Genomic DNA, 14910 nt, shown 5'->3' with positions numbered 1-14910 from the left:
GACGTTTCAATATGAGAGTAAACATAACACTAGAATGTACTTCATGTCATGAACGTACATATCTAACAAATAAAAGCAAACGTAACAATCCTGATCGCCTTGAACTAAAGAAATATTGTCCACGCGAACGTACTGTTACATTGCATCGTGAAACAAAATAAACAACAGGTTAAAACCCCTGTTGTTTTTTTTTACTAAGGGAGTGATTAGTTGGATAAGGTGAGCTTTAGAAAAAAACAGATTGATCTCGTTAGTGAATTTATGAAATCTGACCAAGCGCAAAAAGAAATCAATGATTTATATTTTCAATTATTCAATGATTTGGATTTTCGAAATGCGCCCAGTATCGGGATTACTTTAAGTATGAATGATGAAATTCCTACATTTCCTATAATTAACCAATGTTGGGAAATGGGAAAAGAAGTTTACATTCCTAAAACTTTTGCAGATTATTCAATGAATTTTGTTAAGTATACCAAGGATACTGAGTTAGAAGAGAGTTCATTCGGGGTTAGAGAACCTAAGGATTATCAAAATAATCTAATGGATCCCCCTGATCTTATGATCGTACCTGGATTAGCCTATTCAGAAGATAAAAATCGTCTTGGTTTCGGAGCCGGATATTTTGATAGATATTTAGCAAAGTATCCAACTAAGACCATCTCCTTAGCTTTATCGCAACAATATTATCAAGAAACTCCATGGCCTGTATATGTCTTGGATAAGTCAATTGATAAAATTATCGTTTCAAAGAGTGAACAAGATGCAGATAATCAATAAACAGAGTAGATCCTATGTAACTTGGGTGTTGTTGACAGTTACCGTAGCAATGTTTCTGGTTGAAACGTTAATTGGTGGTTCTCAAAATCTCAATGTTTTGATGACCTTGGGAGCTAAAACCAATTATGCGGTCCAAGAAGGTCAATGGTGGCGACTGATCACACCAATGTTTTTACATATTGGTATCTTCCATATTTTAATGAACGGGTTTACACTGTTATATGTTGGTCAAATATTGGAGCCGATGATAGGTCATTGGCGATTCTTTATTCTGTACATGTTAAGCGGAATCATGGGCAATTTAGCTAGTTTTGCTTTTGGAGCTAATAATGCTTTATCTGCTGGAGCAAGTACATCGTTGTTTGGTATGTTTGGAGCTTTTCTAGCATTAGCTTTCATATATCGTGAGAATCGTTTTTTAACTGAGTTAGGCAAGAGTTTCTTAGGATTGATTGTTATTAACTTGTTAATGGATCTAACGATGTCGGGAATTGATATTTGGGGGCATATTGGCGGTGCTGTTGGTGGAATACTGTTAGGTTATGCCTTAGGTATACCAAGAATAAACCGTCCTAAGTTGGTTTTTCGAATACTAGCTTTACTGATAGTTGTCGCTATTTCTTATTATATGTATGTAAAGGGTATGATAGTTTATGGATAATATGAGCTTTAGAACCCTCTATGACGTGCAACAATTGCTCAAAAAGTATGGAACCTTTGTCCATCTTGGAAAAAGAATGTGGGACATTGAGTTGATGTTTATTGAAGTCAAACGTATGTACGAAAGTGGATTGATCGACAAAAAGACTTTTATTGATGCTCAATTGGTCTTAAAACGTGAGCACAGAAAAGAAGAAAAGAAAGAAAAGGACAGATCAAAGTGACAGACAAAAAGTTAATCGGTGTTGACCTTGGTGGTACAACAATTAAATTTGCTATTCTTACTGACAAAGGTGAGATTCAACAAAAATGGAGTATTGAAACAAATATTCTTTCTGACGGACAATTGATTATTCCTGATATTATTGATTCAATCAATCATCATATCAAGATGTACGGCATGACTGCTGATCAATTTGATGGTATTGGATTAGGTTCACCTGGTACGATCAATCATGAAAATGGTACGATCAAGGGTGCTTATAATCTTAACTGGACTGATTCAGTTTACCCAGTTCGTGACATTGAAAAGGGTACAGGCCTTCCTGTAACTATTGAAAATGATGCTAACGTTGCTGCTCTTGGTGAAAGATGGCAAGGTGCTGGTAACAATGCTAATGATGTTGTCTTTGTAACACTTGGTACTGGTGTTGGTGGTGGTATCATCGTCAATGGTCAATTAGTTCAAGGTGCTAATGGTGCTGCAGGTGAAATTGGTCACGTAACTGTTGATCCTAATGGTTTCATGTGTACTTGTGGTAAGAGAGGTTGTTTAGAAACAATTGCCTCAGCTACTGGTATTGTTCGTGTAGCTAGAGATCGTGCATCAGAATATGCTGGAGATTCAGAATTGAAGGCTATGCTTGATGATGGTCAAGACATTTCAGCTAAGGATGTTTTTGATTTAGCTAAAAAAGATGATGATTTAGCTGTAATCGTTGCTGATTATGTTTGCGATTCACTTGGATTTGTTCTTGGTAATATTGCTAATACCTTGAATCCTAAATATGTTGTTATTGGTGGCGGTGTTTCAGCTGCTGGTGATTTCTTGCTCAACAAAGTTGATAAAGCTATGCGTGCTAATGAGTTCGCTACTATTAAGGATTCCACTGAACTAAGACTAGCTAGTCTTGGTAACGGTGCAGGTGTTATCGGTGCTGCTTCATTGATTAAAGTTGATTAGGGGTTTATGTTAATGCAAGTTTTGAATGCTGTTTTGTACGTAATTGTAATAGGCTTTTTGGTTTATTGGGTAGGATCATGGCTCTACTTCTGGTTAAAGGGTAGACAAATGAAAGGTGCCTTGGATCAAAAAACTTTTGAGGAAACAATGAGAAAAGCTCAAATTGTTGATTTAAGAGAGAAAAACGCATTTGATGCTAAACATATTTTAGGCGCTAGAAGTCTTCCATATACGCAATTAAAGTATAATGAAGGTGAATTACGTCCAGATCTTCCTGTTTATCTTTACGGAGATAACAAGAATATGTGTGTCCGTGCTGCTCTCAAGATGCAAAAAAAGTGGGGCTTTACTGAAGTTAAGTGGTTAGAAGACCGTTTTTCCGATTGGGAAGGAAAAACTAAGAAAACTACAAAGTTATAAAAAAAATGCTGTGCAGAAAAAATTCTGACACAGCATTTTTTAGTATAATTAAAGTATTGTTTTAACCTTGGTGTGCTTGAAGGCTTTTACGGTTAGCACGTCTGCGGTTAGCTTCGATACGATCATTTTCAATGGTTTCTGGTTCAATGACCTTCTTCTTGAAGGCATGCAATGCACCATATACTGCAGTAGCTGTTGTTAATGAACCAACAAGGAAGCCTTTAACGAAACGTAAGTGTTTTTGTTTTTTTGCCATAATACTATTCCTCCTGTCTTTAATTCTCATTATGGCTTATTTCCTATAAAATTTCTATAAAAGACTGTCTAAGAGAGGTAATTTTTTGATAAAAGTTGTAGCAATTGTGGGTCCAACGGCTGTTGGTAAAAGTGCCCTTGGTTTAAATTTAGCTAAAAAGTTCAATGGAGAGATAATTTCAGGTGATTCTATGCAGATATACCGTCATTTAGATATTGGTACTGCTAAGGACTCTCCAAAAGAATTGAAAGAAGTTCCGCATCATTTGGTTGATATATGTGATGCCAATCAACGCTATACAGTTAAGGATTTTCAAACTAAAGCTCAAAAGGTCATAGAAGAGCTGTCTGCCAAAAATAAATTACCACTTGTTGTTGGTGGAACTGGCTTTTATTTGAGCTCTCTGACTAAGAATTTGAATCTAGGCGGCAAAGATGATGGCAACAGTCAATTACGTCATGATTTGATGGAATTAGAAAAAAATGGTCAGATCAAACAATTACAGGATATTTTGAAACATGAGGATCCTAAGGCCTTTTCTAAGATAGATATTGATAATTCTCGGCGATTGATTCGTGCTATTGAAGTAAAAAGAACTACTGGTAAATCAATTGTCGATCAAAATAATGGTAACAAGTGGGCTGATTTTTATTTGATAGGATTGACTGATGATCGTGAAAAACTTTATCAACGTATTAACTCGCGAGTTGATAAAATGGTTGACGCTGGATTATTAGACGAAGCTAAATTTGTCTATGATCATCGTGAAGATTTTGAGCAAGCAAAAAAGGGAATTGGATATAAAGAATTGTTCCCATATTTTGATAAACAAGCAAGTTTGGATGATTGCTTAGATGAAATCAAAAAGAATTCCCGTCATTTTGCCAAACGTCAATTTACGTATTTCCGTAATCAAATGGATGTAGATTGGTATAATATTAGTGATGATAAAAATTATCAAGAAATAATTGAAAAAAATATTATTAATTTTTTAGGAGGACATAATGACTAAGTGGAATGCAGCTTTTCCAGATAAACTAAAAGAAGTTATTAAGGAAACTGATCAAATGATTGCTCCAAAACTAGCCGAGATCGATGAACAAGTTTTAGATAATCAAAGTAAGGTTTTGGAAGCATTTAGAAAAGAAAGTATTGATGAGAGTAGTCTTTTAGGTACGACCGGCTATGGGGATGATGATCGTGGTCGTGATCAGTTGGAAGCTGTCTATGCAGATGTTTTTAAAACAGAAGCAGCTTTAGTTCGTCCACAATTTGTTTCTGGAACTCATACTTTAGCGACAGCGCTTTTTGGACTTTTATGTCCGGGAGATAATTTACTCTATGTCACTGGGGAACCTTATGACACTATGCAAGAAGTAATTGGTGTGGCAGGTAATAAGAAGGGTTCATTGATTGACTATAAGATAGGCTTTGATTATGTCAAAATGGATGGCGATAAGGTTGATTTTGAGTTGATGAAACAAAAGATCAAAGAAGAAAAACCTAAAGTTATTGCGATTCAGAGATCACGAGGTTATTCAACAAGAAAGAGTTTGACCGTTAAGGAAATTGCCGAGATTATTAAACAAGTTAAAACAGTCAGTGATGCGATTGTTTTTGTCGATAATTGTTACGGTGAATTTTCTGAAACAATTGAACCAACGGAAGTTGGAGCAGATTTAATGGCTGGTTCATTGATTAAGAATGCCGGTGGAGGTTTGGCTAAAGTCGGTGGTTATATTGTCGGTAAAAAGGAGCTCGTTGAATTGGCAAGTTATCGTTTGACTGCTCCTGGAATTGGAGCTGCCGAAGGAGCTACGATTGATCGTTTATCTGAAATGTTCCAAGGATTTTTCCTAGCACCAAGAGTGACTGGAAATGCTATTAAAGGGGCAATTTTTGAAGCAGCAATTTTTGAAAAACTTGGTTTGAATGTTTCTCCTAAGTGGAATGATGACCGAACAGATTTGATTCAAACGATTGAATTTAATGATCCTGATAAGATGGTTAAATTTGCCAAATTAGTTCAAATGTTTTCACCTATTGATTCTAATGTTTCTCCAGTTCCAAGCCCTATGTCAGGGTATGAAGATCAAGTCGTGATGGCAGCAGGAACGTTCGTTTCTGGGGCAAGTATTGAATTCTCCTGCGATGGTCCTATGAGAGCGCCTTATATTATTTATATTCAGGGTGGATTGACCTATGAGCATGTTAAAATTGCAATTTCTAATGCTTGTAAGGAATTATTCTTTTAAAGAGTATTTAATTATATAGTTCAAGTGTGGTGACTATTGAGATAGTTGCTATACTTGGACTTTTTTTGATAGAAAGCAATACTTGTCGTGGTTTCTTTGTTTCATGAAACAAGAATAGTTATCTTATGGATTAAATTCAGTAGAATACGAACGATGTTGGATTATTTTACTAGAGTATGAAAAAAATATTGAATTAATAAAAATGAGAAGATTTATTTTCTGCAAAGTAATTTTATATAACATGTCTATTACAATATTACAAATTAATGACAAGATGCCGTTTTAAAAGATTTCATTAAAATATATTTAGGGATGGCTAAAAAAACTATTAATTGCCTCTACTACTTAATTTAGACAGTTTATTTGAGAAACTCAAAAGTAGTGTACCGAACTATATTAATCATAAAAAATAAAAATGTTTGTTTATTTCTATTGATTTTTATGAAAAAGCGAGTATGATTAAGAATCATAATTAATTGGAGGTAAGCAATATGAGATATAAAGTTACTTTAGATACTAAGCATCAATTGTTTACCGTATTTGATAAGAAAAACACTAGGGTTTCTGCATGCGGTAAGTCAATTGAAGAAGCTATGAATAAAATATTGAAGATGAGTGCATAGAATCGAGATTATCAATTATTAACAAAATCGTAATCTAGAATACAGTTGTTTTACATGTTTCTGAATTACTCGAATTTTGGCTTAGTAGATGATATATTGAATGGGCAACGAAAGTTGCAGTTCTATCCTCAACGATATGAAGAAAGTCCTTTCCATTATGGAAGGGGCTTTTTATTTTTTATTAGTTTAATAAATTGTTAATATTAGTTATAGATGGGCATGAATAAAAGAAGGCTTGAGTATGCAAGAAAGACAACAGCATCGTCAAGAAGAGCAAAAAACTTGGAAAAAGATTCAAAGTAAAGAGTTAAAGAAATTACACAGTGTTTCACATCATCTTTGGTTTAATGTGGCAGCTTATCTGCTAATCTCTGTGATTGAATTTTATTTAGCCGTAGTTGGACATTCACAGACATTACGAGCTGATGCATTAAATAATTTATCAGGAATAATTTCAGCTGTTTTGTTATTAATTGGTATTTTCATTGCTCGTGATATTGATGATGACGATTTAATGGGACAGCCATTGCCAGAAGATATTTCTAAAAGCGGTCAAAGATTGCAATTAACAAGATTTCATTATGAAACAGTCTTTACAATGATCACGGGAATTATCATGATTGCTATTTCACTTAATGTTATGTATAACGGTATCAAAAGTTTGGTGGATCAGTCTAATCAAGAAGTCCCACGTCCAATAACTTTAGTTGGGGCGTTTATTGCTATGGTAATCATGCTGGTTGTATGGTGGTTCAATAAAACCGGTGGACGTAAGTTACAAAATGCTGCTTTGACAGCGGCCGCCCAAGATAGTTTAAGCGATGCATTGACCAGTTTAGGTACTTTAATTGCCATTGGTGGAGCTTTATTATTTAAAATTGCCTGGTTAGATGGGGTCGCCAGTATCATTGTTGGTATTTTTATATTGACTGCTGGGATAAAAATTTTTCGAGAAAGTAGTTTGAATCTAGCTGATTATTTTGATCCTAAGGCTGAAGACCAATTTCGTCATGCGATTGAAAAGTGGCCTGAAGTAAAGCGGGTTGAAGAATTGAATGCTCATTATAGCGGCAATATGGTAACCCTTGACGTTATTATTGCCGTTGATGCCCATATGGAAGTTAAAGATAGTTATCGCTTAGGAGAAAGGATAGAGGCTCAAATGCGACACCAATTTGGAATTGTGGATACAGATGTTATGGCGGTTCCTTGGGTTTCAACACAACAAAAAAAGCCGTCAGAATAATCTCTGACGACTTAAGGGTATAAAAAAATGTCACAGGTGAGATTCGAACTCACGACCTACGGTTTAGAAGACCGTTGCTCTATCCAACTGAGCCACTGTGACATCACTCGTACTATTATAGATAAAAGTGCCTTAACTTGCAACGACTAAATTAAAATATTTTGATGTTTATTAGGAGAAATTTAACGATGGGAAAAATATTAGTAGTACTGACTAACCAAACACAATATGGATATCAACCAGAGGCGACCGGATTATGGTTAGGTGAAGCAACAGAGTTTGTCAAAGTTGTACAAGATGCTGGATTTACGGTTGATTATATTTAGCCCTAAAGGTGGGTTTGTACCAATTGATCCTCGGAGTTTTAAATATGCTTCAGAGGATGATATGAAAATGTATCAAGAACAAGATTTTCAACAACGCGCTTTGGCTAATTCCAAAACTCCGCTTCAAATTGATCCTAGTGATTATCAAGCAATTTATTTTACCGGTGAACATGGTGTGATGTGGGATTTTCCTTACGATGAGAATCTCCATAGAATCAGTTGGCAGATTTATCAAAACGGTGGATTCTTAACATCGGTATGTCACGGAATATCAGGCTTACTATTCTTGAAGAATGAGCAAGGTCAGTATTTGATCAAGCATCGTCATATTACCGGTTTTACTAATTCAGAAGAAAATCTGAGTGGCAAGAAAAAATATGTACCATTTTTAAATGAAGATGTTGCTCAATTACATGGAGCCATCTTTTCTAAAAAGAGGGCTTATGCTGAATACGCTTTGGCTGATGGTCAATTTATCACTGGACAAAATCCCTTTTCACCTAAAGCAGTTGCTAAAATATTAGTTGATAAACTAAAAAAGTCGCCGGAATAAATTCCGACGACTTAAAGGTATAAAAAAATGTCACAGGTGAGATTCGAACTCACGACCTACGGTTTAGAAGACCGTTGCTCTATCCAACTGAGCCACTGTGACATCACTTGTATTATTATAGTTAAAGAAGCTAGATTCTGTCAACGTAATTTTGATATAAATTTAAAAAAGTTATTTTAGACAAAATAAAAGGTTCACTTATTTAAAAGTGAACCATCCCTAATAATAATTTACTGAATGACATTATTTCCCGAAAATAAAGGATTTGTTTTCTCCCTCAAGTTCAGCTAGTACCTCTCGGTCATGTGTGGAAGTTTCAGTTCTTTCGGCTTTTAATAATGATTTGATTAATTCTATCAATTTCATGATTCTCATCTCCGAAATAAGCGCAGCTTTTAATGTCATCAGCATCTGGACAGAACACCTTACAGATAAGGCTTCCTGACCCCTTATCTATGTCTAGATTATATCAGAAATATTACATTTGACATAAAAATATGTCTTATTTCAATAAAAAATTTTTAATTATTCAAATGTATGCCTTTACATTTTTTAAAATTGATTATTTAGGGTTGAACGAGTTCTTTACGTCGATTTTCAATGATATTTTGCAATTCTTCTAGATCATCTAAGGTCGACTTTTTTCTGATGAAACTTCTTGCTGACGAACGCATAGCAATATAATTAGCGCGTTCACGGTGATTCTTGTGCCATTTTTCGTTTGCACGTTTTTGAGCGTCTGTTAATACCATATATTTCTCTCCCTTAAAAACATATCTTTGAAATTATATACAAGGTTATTTAACTAGACAAGGTTAAATATGAATAATTTCATATAAGTTTGTTATAAAAATGGTTTCATGAAATTCTTGTACATTGCTATTATTAGTTTAGAATGTTATTTAAATTAATATTTTGTTCATTGGGGGTTATTTTTACATGAAGAAGATAATGAAAACTACCACAGGTACTTATCATGGAGTAATGGATCACAACCATGTCGATTTCTTGGGAATTCCATTTGGTTACGGTCGTCGTTTCAAAAGGGCAGAAGAATTTTCTATTGCAAAATTTGGACCCAATGAAGTTAATAAATTGCATTATGCAGTTCATCAGGGCATTCAACCGATGCAAGAACAAGCCTTGAATCGAAATGACATAATTTCTTTTGGTGAGAATTGTTTGAATTTAGATATTTGTACCCCTGATGTTGAAGGAAAATACCCGATTGTAATTGAGTTTTACGGTGGAGGATTTTTACGAGGTGGAAATTATAGTAAACAAATGTCTTGGCTGAATCATCAGTCAGTAGTTCACGTGACACCTAATTATCGTCTAGGACTTTTTGGTTGGGGCGCAGTTGACGGTGGTGATACTAATGTTGGATTGTCTGATCAATTGATGGCTATTCAGTGGGTCGTTGATAATGCTTCTAGTTTCGGCGGTGATGTAGAAAATGTTACCTTAGTTGGTATTTCAGCCGGTGCTAAATCAATTGCCGCTTTAATGTCCTCCAATGCTCCCGTTATGGATCGTATTCAAAAAATCATTCTTCTTTCAGGCGGAGTTCAGACGATTCGTGATTTGAAAACAGCCCAAAAAGTTTCTGAACAAATTTGTCGGGAAAATAATATCAAATCTACTAAAGATCTATTTAATCTGACAGATGATGGTTTACAAATTGTTCAACAAAGAGCATTGAAAGACCATGTAGCAACAAATTGGTTTGGGCCGGTCATTGACGATGATTTGATTTCAAAGGACTGGCAAGATAAGTTATTAAAACGTGTTAAGAAAACTCGTTTTAAGACAATTATTTCAGCTGGTAGCAATGAACTGGGAACATATAAAGATATGAGTATCAGTCACTTAGAAAAAGATGTTTTGCCTGATCTCTTTGGCAAGAATGCAGAAGTTTTGAAGGAGAAACTTTTACAGAAAACCTATTCTAAAAGTGATTTTGTAAAGATGTTGGGTTTAGCAATGTATGCTTTACCAGCTAAAAGATTGGCAGATTTATTGGTTCAAAATTCGGATGCTGAAGTTTATTGCAACTTAGCTCGAGTATTTGAGGGTCAACATGGTGGGATTCTCAATTATCTTAATAAGCCAGTGTCAGAATTAAATATTGATTATCGTAAGAATCAGCAGTATTTGTTGAATTTGTTGTTTGATTTCATCGCAACGGGTAAACCTTATGCTGAAGAAATAAAGTACGAATGGCCTTTGTTTGATGATGATCGCTTAATTTTGGAGTTGGAACCAGATGATTTGAAAAGTGTTTCGATTATTAACCAACGCTATCCACAAGATTTACCTTGGCAATCGTATAAATTATAAAAAAATATTTGCTGGTGTATTAACCTTTTTGGCACCTAAATATAAAATCATCTTGCATTGTATATAATTTAATTTTACAATAGCACCGTTGTGCTTAAACTTTAGGCATTTTTTGAAATGCCTGGGATTTTAGAGGTGGACGTATTTTGAAAAGAAAGTTTGCGTTTGTTATTACGATTGCTTTCATTTTAATAGATGTTATGGCGGCGTTTTTAACGCAACAGGCGGTTATTAGCAACTTGATGGGGATTCTGATCGGGGTTAGTCTAATTATTGCTCTAGTATTAATAACTAAGGTTCTAACAAAACTAAATCTAAAAAGAGGCAAATTGGTTTTTGTAACCGTCTTTTTCTTAATCGTCTTAGGACGTTTAGTTATGACGACCTTAGCTTAATAAATTTGAATATTGTCAAAGGATTGTGTTGGAGTCAGTTGCACAATCCTTTTTTTAGTATAATGATATAAAACATTGTTTGTGAGGGAGTTACCCATGTCGAATCATTCATGGAAAAGAATAATTTTAGGTATTATATTTTTATTTTTGAGTATATTTTATGCAGTATTGTTTTATCAACGGGCTAACTTCGGCGAAACGATGATTTTTAATATAGCGCATTTAAAAAGTTTGGGAAATATTTTTACTTCACCTATTAATTTTAATTATTGGAATCATTCTGGTAGTCAGATAAATCTTTTCAGTCCTTGGCTGACCATTTTGTCAGGGTGGATCTTTGTAAATATAAATGTACCTTATGGATTTACGATTTATTTAGCGATTATTACCTTTTTGACTTTTGTTAGTGCATATTATTTCATGAATAAGTTTTCTAAAGATACTTTAGAATCTTTACTATTTTCAGTTATTTACACTTTTTCTTTGAATCGTTTCAATTTAGTTTTTCAAAATCAGCGTTTGGAAAATTATTTGGTTTTAATATTTTTACCGATGATTTATTTTGGTGCCTATCAGCTATTTAATAATAGGGATTGGCATATTTTGACTTGGGGGTTAGTCTTAGCTATTTGGACAGCTCCTTATATTGCTTTGGCAGTTGTTATAACACTTGTTCCAATGTTTTTTGCGATGATTTTTAAAAGGACCTCTCATCATTGGCAATATTGGGGGATGCTGTGTTTAAATATCGTCAAATTAATGTCCATAACTTTGATAACAACGGTCGGTTATTGGGGACCTTTAGTTAAGCAATCGTCAAACAAAATGGTTCAAGATCCAATTAAGAATGTCGATTATTTTAAGTGGTTTGATCAATTTAATTTTTCACAGTTACAACGATATTTGCTACTGAGTATCGTTATTTTGCTAGGCCTATTGCTAATCATTATTTTTCTGAAGAGTAAGTTTAGTTATAAAATACTATTGCTAGAAACGTTACCTTTGACAGCGGCTATTTTATTTCCAATCAAACTGCAATTTGCAGATGCCAGTCGGTTAGTTTTTGCTTTCCAAATTATTTTGGAGATATTTTTAATAATTATTGTCAGTCGAATTGCTATTTTGATCTGTCAGGAAATGCCTAGTATTTTAAAACTATTGTTAGTTGCTATTGCGACGATAGGCTTTTCAAGTTTGGTGTACAGTCAAAGTACACAGTTGCATGCACCAAAGACCATTGCCATGGCCAATGCCAAATATGAAAAATTTGTTGTTGATTATCATGACAAAGCAACTAATGGTAAAAATCAATTCTTAGTTAATGGCCAAAAAACTTCAGTTTCGTTCTATACAAAAGCTAATGATTATTGGATTCAATATTATAATCCTAAGTCAGTTATTTTAGATTTGCCGATTCAAAAATATTCTGGTTATAAAATCCAATTAAATAATGAAAATGTCAAAACAAGTATTTCTAAGCGTGGGACAATTCAACTGAGAACGCATCCTGGAAAGAGTATTGTTGAAATTCATACTCAATACGATTGGCTGGGAATTGGATCATTATTATTAAATCTATTGGGAATTATGTATTTGGTCTATTTATCAATAAAAGATCTTAGCTGGAAAAAGAAAAAAATTCCGAAGAATAGTTGAAAAAACAAGTAAAATTTGCTATATTTTATAAGTTGCAATCACTATTGCATCTACAACCGCTCAAAATCAGGTTTAAGCTTAGTGCACCTGATTGGCGAGTCTTAGAAGGGAGTGTACGCTAATATGTACGCAATTATTAAAACTGGTGGTAAGCAATATAAAGTTGAAGAAAATGCTTCAATTTATGTTGAAAAGCTTGATGTCAAAGAAGGGGACGCAGTTACATTTGATGATGTAATCTTAGTTTCTGATGGCAAGACTGTTAAAGTTGGTAGCCCTGTAGTTGAAGGCGCTAGTGTTTCTGGTAAGGTTGAAAAACAAGGTAAGGAAAAGAAAGTTGTTACTTACAAGTACAAACCTAAGAAGCATTCACACAAGAAGACTGGTCACCGTCAACCATATACAAAGGTACTTATCGATAGTATCAAGGCTTAATTATGATTAGAGCAAGTTTTCACCAGAATTCAGATAAGAAAATCGATTCTTTTTTAATTAAAGGGCACGCTGACTCAGGACCTTATGGTCAAGATTTAGTTTGTGCTGCTGTTTCAGCAGTAACGATTGGAACCATCAATAATCTGGAAAAGCTTACTGGGGCTAGTCCTCAGGTAGTCATGGATGAAGTAAACGGTGGGCATCTCGGATGCCAATTTGACAAAGCGATATCACATGATACTGCCTTGTTGTTGGATAATCTCTTTTGGATCCTTAAGGATATTGAAAGCAGTTATTCGAAAAACATTGAAGTTCAAGTACAAAAAAATAAGATAGATCTTGATTAGGAGGTAAACTTCATGCTTAAGATGAATTTACAATTTTTCTCTCACCATAAGGGTGGTGGATCAACAAGTAACGGCCGTAACTCAGCTGGTCGTAGACTAGGTGCTAAGCGTGCTGATGGCCAAGCTATCACTGCTGGTGCAATTATTTATAGACAACGTGGTACAAAGATTCATCCAGGTGCTAATGTTGGTCGCGGTGGCGATGATACATTGTTCGCACTTACAGATGGCGTTGTTAAGTTTGAAAGACTTGGCAAAGACAAGAGAAAAGTTTCAGTATATTAATATATTGAGAAAAAAAGAGGACAATGTTCCTCTTTTTTTTATATAATAAGCTTGGGTTATTGCCATTAGCACGTAAATATTGGTAAGATAATGTATAGTGTTTTATCGGCAAAATCTTATGAACCAAGGGAGAATAAAATGTCAATTTCAGTAAATGATTTCAAAAATGGACTAACAATCGAAGTAAAAGATGGTATCTGGCGTGTTGTAGAATTTCAGCATGTTAAGCCAGGTAAGGGTAGTGCCTTTGTTCGTTCAAAGTTAAAGAACCTAAGAACTGGTGCTGTTCAAGAAATGACTTTCAGATCAACAGCCAAAGTTGAAAAAGCTAATATCGAAAACAAGAAGATGCAATATCTATATGCTGAAGGTGACAACTATGTCTTCATGGACACTACAACATATGAACAATTAACTATTGCTGGTGATCAAATTCAAGAACAATTGAAGTACTTGAAAGAAAACATGGAAGTTAATATCATGATGTACAATGGTGAAACTATCGGTGTTGATATCCCTAATACAGTTGACTTGAAGGTTACCGAAACTGAAGCATCAATCAAAGGTGATACTCAATCAGGTGGTTCTAAACCAGCTACAATGGAAACAGGCTTAGTTGTCCAAGTACCTTTCTTCGTTAATGAAGGCGATATGCTAACAATTAACACACAAGATGGTACTTACATTTCACGTGCTAATTAATAACTGATTATGGAGATAAGTTTATGGCTGAACAAAAATATGTTTCTCTACAACAAGATAGTGGAAAAATAAACGGTAATGTTGAAATATCACATCAAGTTATTGAGATCCTTCTGGGAATTGCTACAAACCAAGTTGATGGTGTTTACGAAATGCGTGGGACTATTTCTAGTCGAATAGATTCACTCTTTGGTAGAATTAACCATGGCAAGGGTGTTGATGTGTCGTTCAATGATGATAAAATATCTGCGGATGTTTATGTATATTTGGAATATGGCGTATCGATCCCTAAGGTATCCTTAGAAATCCAAAAATCAGCCATTGAACAACTTGAATTCATGACCGATTTAGACTTGAGTGAAATTAATGTGCATGTTGTAGGATTGATCGCCAAAAAAGAAACTGGCGAGATCGAACGTGTAACAACAGATAAAAAGGAATAAAACTA

General features: G+C 34.5%; 20 protein-coding genes, 2 tRNA genes, 1 pseudogene and 1 other annotated feature. Of the genes and pseudogenes, 19 read left to right on the top strand and 4 right to left on the bottom strand.

Features of this window, described 5'->3' with window-relative positions; translation table 11 throughout:
- The first annotated feature begins 11 nt into the window (after positions 1–11).
- The 6 genes from rpmG to LAB100_RS02925 are packed head-to-tail and all read left to right on the top strand — an operon-like array spanning position 12 to position 3043.
- The gene (rpmG, locus tag LAB100_RS02950; RefSeq protein ID WP_083477753.1) at positions 12–161 is read left to right on the top strand and encodes a 50S ribosomal protein L33; all 150 of its coding nucleotides are present in this window, start codon (positions 12–14) and stop codon (positions 159–161) included.
- 58 nt (positions 162–219) lie between these two features.
- On the top strand, positions 220–780 hold the full coding sequence (locus tag LAB100_RS02945; protein ID WP_246001229.1) for a 5-formyltetrahydrofolate cyclo-ligase: 561 nt from the start codon (positions 220–222) through the stop codon (positions 778–780).
- Positions 764–1441: a rhomboid family intramembrane serine protease gene (locus tag LAB100_RS02940; RefSeq protein WP_119326013.1), complete on the top strand. Its 678-nt coding sequence runs from the start codon at positions 764–766 to the stop codon at positions 1439–1441. The genes LAB100_RS02945 and LAB100_RS02940 overlap by 17 nt, the downstream gene beginning before the upstream one ends.
- Positions 1434–1664, top strand: coding sequence for a YqgQ family protein (locus LAB100_RS02935; protein ID WP_119326014.1), 231 nt, complete (start codon positions 1434–1436; stop codon positions 1662–1664). Before LAB100_RS02940 ends, LAB100_RS02935 begins: the two co-directional genes overlap by 8 nt.
- Complete coding sequence (locus LAB100_RS02930; RefSeq protein ID WP_119326015.1) at positions 1661–2623, top strand: ROK family glucokinase; 963 nt, start codon at positions 1661–1663, stop codon at positions 2621–2623. The genes LAB100_RS02935 and LAB100_RS02930 overlap by 4 nt, the downstream gene beginning before the upstream one ends.
- Before the next feature lie 21 nt (positions 2624–2644).
- Positions 2645–3043, top strand: a complete 399-nt coding sequence (locus tag LAB100_RS02925; RefSeq protein ID WP_162894197.1) for a rhodanese-like domain-containing protein — start codon at positions 2645–2647, stop codon at positions 3041–3043.
- A gap of 61 nt (positions 3044–3104) precedes the next feature.
- On the opposite strand, the gene LAB100_RS02920 is transcribed toward LAB100_RS02925, so the two are convergent.
- A complete protein-coding gene (locus LAB100_RS02920; protein WP_119326017.1) occupies positions 3105–3299 on the bottom strand; it encodes a DUF3042 family protein in 195 nt (64 codons plus the stop codon).
- Between the two features lie 85 nt (positions 3300–3384).
- On the opposite strand from LAB100_RS02920, the gene miaA reads away from it, so the two are divergent.
- The 4 genes from miaA to LAB100_RS02905 all read left to right on the top strand — a co-directional run bounded on the left by miaA (position 3385) and on the right by LAB100_RS02905 (position 7423).
- A complete protein-coding gene (gene miaA / locus LAB100_RS02915; protein ID WP_119326018.1) occupies positions 3385–4311 on the top strand; it encodes a tRNA (adenosine(37)-N6)-dimethylallyltransferase MiaA in 927 nt (308 codons plus the stop codon).
- Positions 4304–5554 (top strand): methionine gamma-lyase family protein, encoded by a 1251-nt coding sequence (locus LAB100_RS02910; RefSeq protein WP_119326019.1) that lies wholly within the window; start codon positions 4304–4306, stop codon positions 5552–5554. Before miaA ends, LAB100_RS02910 begins: the two co-directional genes overlap by 8 nt.
- Before the next feature lie 491 nt (positions 5555–6045).
- On the top strand, positions 6046–6177 hold the full coding sequence (locus LAB100_RS11745; RefSeq protein WP_281273966.1) for a hypothetical protein: 132 nt from the start codon (positions 6046–6048) through the stop codon (positions 6175–6177).
- A 241-nt stretch (positions 6178–6418) separates the two neighbouring features.
- On the top strand, positions 6419–7423 hold the full coding sequence (locus tag LAB100_RS02905) for a cation diffusion facilitator family transporter (RefSeq protein ID WP_119326020.1): 1005 nt from the start codon (positions 6419–6421) through the stop codon (positions 7421–7423).
- Between the two features lie 28 nt (positions 7424–7451).
- On the opposite strand, the gene LAB100_RS02900 is transcribed toward LAB100_RS02905, so the two are convergent.
- Positions 7452–7525, bottom strand: a tRNA-Arg gene (locus tag LAB100_RS02900).
- Between the two features lie 86 nt (positions 7526–7611).
- Here LAB100_RS02900 and LAB100_RS02895 point away from each other — a divergent pair.
- A pseudogene (locus tag LAB100_RS02895) lies at positions 7612–8302 on the top strand (type 1 glutamine amidotransferase domain-containing protein).
- Positions 8303–8330: 28 nt separating this feature from the next.
- Here the strand turns inward: LAB100_RS02895 and LAB100_RS02890 are convergent.
- Together LAB100_RS02890 and LAB100_RS02885 are read right to left on the bottom strand one after the other, a co-directional pair.
- Positions 8331–8404, bottom strand: a tRNA-Arg gene (locus tag LAB100_RS02890).
- Positions 8405–8868: 464 nt separating this feature from the next.
- Positions 8869–9054 carry a hypothetical protein gene (locus tag LAB100_RS02885; RefSeq protein ID WP_119326021.1) on the bottom strand — a complete coding sequence of 62 codons (186 nt, stop codon included), beginning with the start codon at positions 9052–9054 and terminating at the stop codon, positions 8869–8871.
- Positions 9055–9241: 187 nt separating this feature from the next.
- Between LAB100_RS02885 and LAB100_RS02880 the strand changes: the two genes are divergently transcribed.
- From LAB100_RS02880 to LAB100_RS02845, 8 genes are all read left to right on the top strand, one after another.
- Positions 9242–10642, top strand: a complete 1401-nt coding sequence (locus LAB100_RS02880; RefSeq protein ID WP_119326022.1) for a carboxylesterase family protein — start codon at positions 9242–9244, stop codon at positions 10640–10642.
- A 146-nt stretch (positions 10643–10788) separates the two neighbouring features.
- Positions 10789–11037 (top strand): hypothetical protein, encoded by a 249-nt coding sequence (locus LAB100_RS02875; protein ID WP_119326023.1) that lies wholly within the window; start codon positions 10789–10791, stop codon positions 11035–11037.
- Between the two features lie 96 nt (positions 11038–11133).
- Positions 11134–12693: a glycosyltransferase family protein gene (locus LAB100_RS02870; RefSeq protein ID WP_119326024.1), complete on the top strand. Its 1560-nt coding sequence runs from the start codon at positions 11134–11136 to the stop codon at positions 12691–12693.
- A 44-nt stretch (positions 12694–12737) separates the two neighbouring features.
- Positions 12738–12805: a sequence feature (ribosomal protein L21 leader region), on the top strand.
- An 11-nt stretch (positions 12806–12816) separates the two neighbouring features.
- Positions 12817–13128, top strand: a complete 312-nt coding sequence (gene rplU / locus LAB100_RS02865) for a 50S ribosomal protein L21 (RefSeq protein WP_025085481.1) — start codon at positions 12817–12819, stop codon at positions 13126–13128.
- 2 nt (positions 13129–13130) lie between these two features.
- Positions 13131–13475: a ribosomal-processing cysteine protease Prp gene (locus LAB100_RS02860; RefSeq protein WP_119326025.1), complete on the top strand. Its 345-nt coding sequence runs from the start codon at positions 13131–13133 to the stop codon at positions 13473–13475.
- Positions 13476–13487: 12 nt separating this feature from the next.
- On the top strand, positions 13488–13760 hold the full coding sequence (rpmA, locus tag LAB100_RS02855; RefSeq protein ID WP_057867981.1) for a 50S ribosomal protein L27: 273 nt from the start codon (positions 13488–13490) through the stop codon (positions 13758–13760).
- A gap of 138 nt (positions 13761–13898) precedes the next feature.
- Entirely contained in the window at positions 13899–14462 is a 564-nt protein-coding gene (gene efp / locus LAB100_RS02850; protein WP_119326026.1) for an elongation factor P, read from the top strand.
- Positions 14463–14485: 23 nt separating this feature from the next.
- Entirely contained in the window at positions 14486–14905 is a 420-nt protein-coding gene (locus LAB100_RS02845; RefSeq protein ID WP_119326027.1) for an Asp23/Gls24 family envelope stress response protein, read from the top strand.
- Positions 14906–14910: the final 5 nt, after the last annotated feature.

Source organism: Companilactobacillus musae, assembly GCF_003967595.1.
GTDB classification, from domain to species: Bacteria; Bacillota; Bacilli; order Lactobacillales; family Lactobacillaceae; genus Companilactobacillus; species Companilactobacillus musae.
Note: the sequence above shows the minus strand (reverse complement) of the source record. Positions and strands in the feature narration are given on the sequence as shown.

Excerpts from the sequence above, each read along its gene's own strand:
- LAB100_RS02860 (WP_119326025.1), top strand. The coding sequence starts at position 13,131 with ATGATTAGAGCAAGTTTTCACCAGAATTCAGATAAGAAAATCGATTCT.
- LAB100_RS02910 (WP_119326019.1), top strand. The coding sequence starts at position 4,304 with ATGACTAAGTGGAATGCAGCTTTTCCAGATAAACTAAAAGAAGTTATT.
- LAB100_RS02845 (WP_119326027.1), top strand. The coding sequence starts at position 14,486 with ATGGCTGAACAAAAATATGTTTCTCTACAACAAGATAGTGGAAAAATA.
- efp (WP_119326026.1), top strand. The coding sequence starts at position 13,899 with ATGTCAATTTCAGTAAATGATTTCAAAAATGGACTAACAATCGAAGTA.
- LAB100_RS02885 (WP_119326021.1), bottom strand. The coding sequence starts at position 9,054 with ATGGTATTAACAGACGCTCAAAAACGTGCAAACGAAAAATGGCACAAG.
- LAB100_RS02905 (WP_119326020.1), top strand. The coding sequence starts at position 6,419 with ATGCAAGAAAGACAACAGCATCGTCAAGAAGAGCAAAAAACTTGGAAA.
- rplU (WP_025085481.1), top strand. The coding sequence starts at position 12,817 with ATGTACGCAATTATTAAAACTGGTGGTAAGCAATATAAAGTTGAAGAA.
- LAB100_RS02935 (WP_119326014.1), top strand. The coding sequence starts at position 1,434 with ATGGATAATATGAGCTTTAGAACCCTCTATGACGTGCAACAATTGCTC.
- LAB100_RS02920 (WP_119326017.1), bottom strand. The coding sequence starts at position 3,299 with ATGGCAAAAAAACAAAAACACTTACGTTTCGTTAAAGGCTTCCTTGTT.
- rpmA (WP_057867981.1), top strand. The coding sequence starts at position 13,488 with ATGCTTAAGATGAATTTACAATTTTTCTCTCACCATAAGGGTGGTGGA.
- LAB100_RS11745 (WP_281273966.1), top strand. The coding sequence starts at position 6,046 with ATGAGATATAAAGTTACTTTAGATACTAAGCATCAATTGTTTACCGTA.
- LAB100_RS02870 (WP_119326024.1), top strand. The coding sequence starts at position 11,134 with ATGTCGAATCATTCATGGAAAAGAATAATTTTAGGTATTATATTTTTA.
- rpmG (WP_083477753.1), top strand. The coding sequence starts at position 12 with ATGAGAGTAAACATAACACTAGAATGTACTTCATGTCATGAACGTACA.
- LAB100_RS02940 (WP_119326013.1), top strand. The coding sequence starts at position 764 with ATGCAGATAATCAATAAACAGAGTAGATCCTATGTAACTTGGGTGTTG.
- LAB100_RS02880 (WP_119326022.1), top strand. The coding sequence starts at position 9,242 with ATGAAGAAGATAATGAAAACTACCACAGGTACTTATCATGGAGTAATG.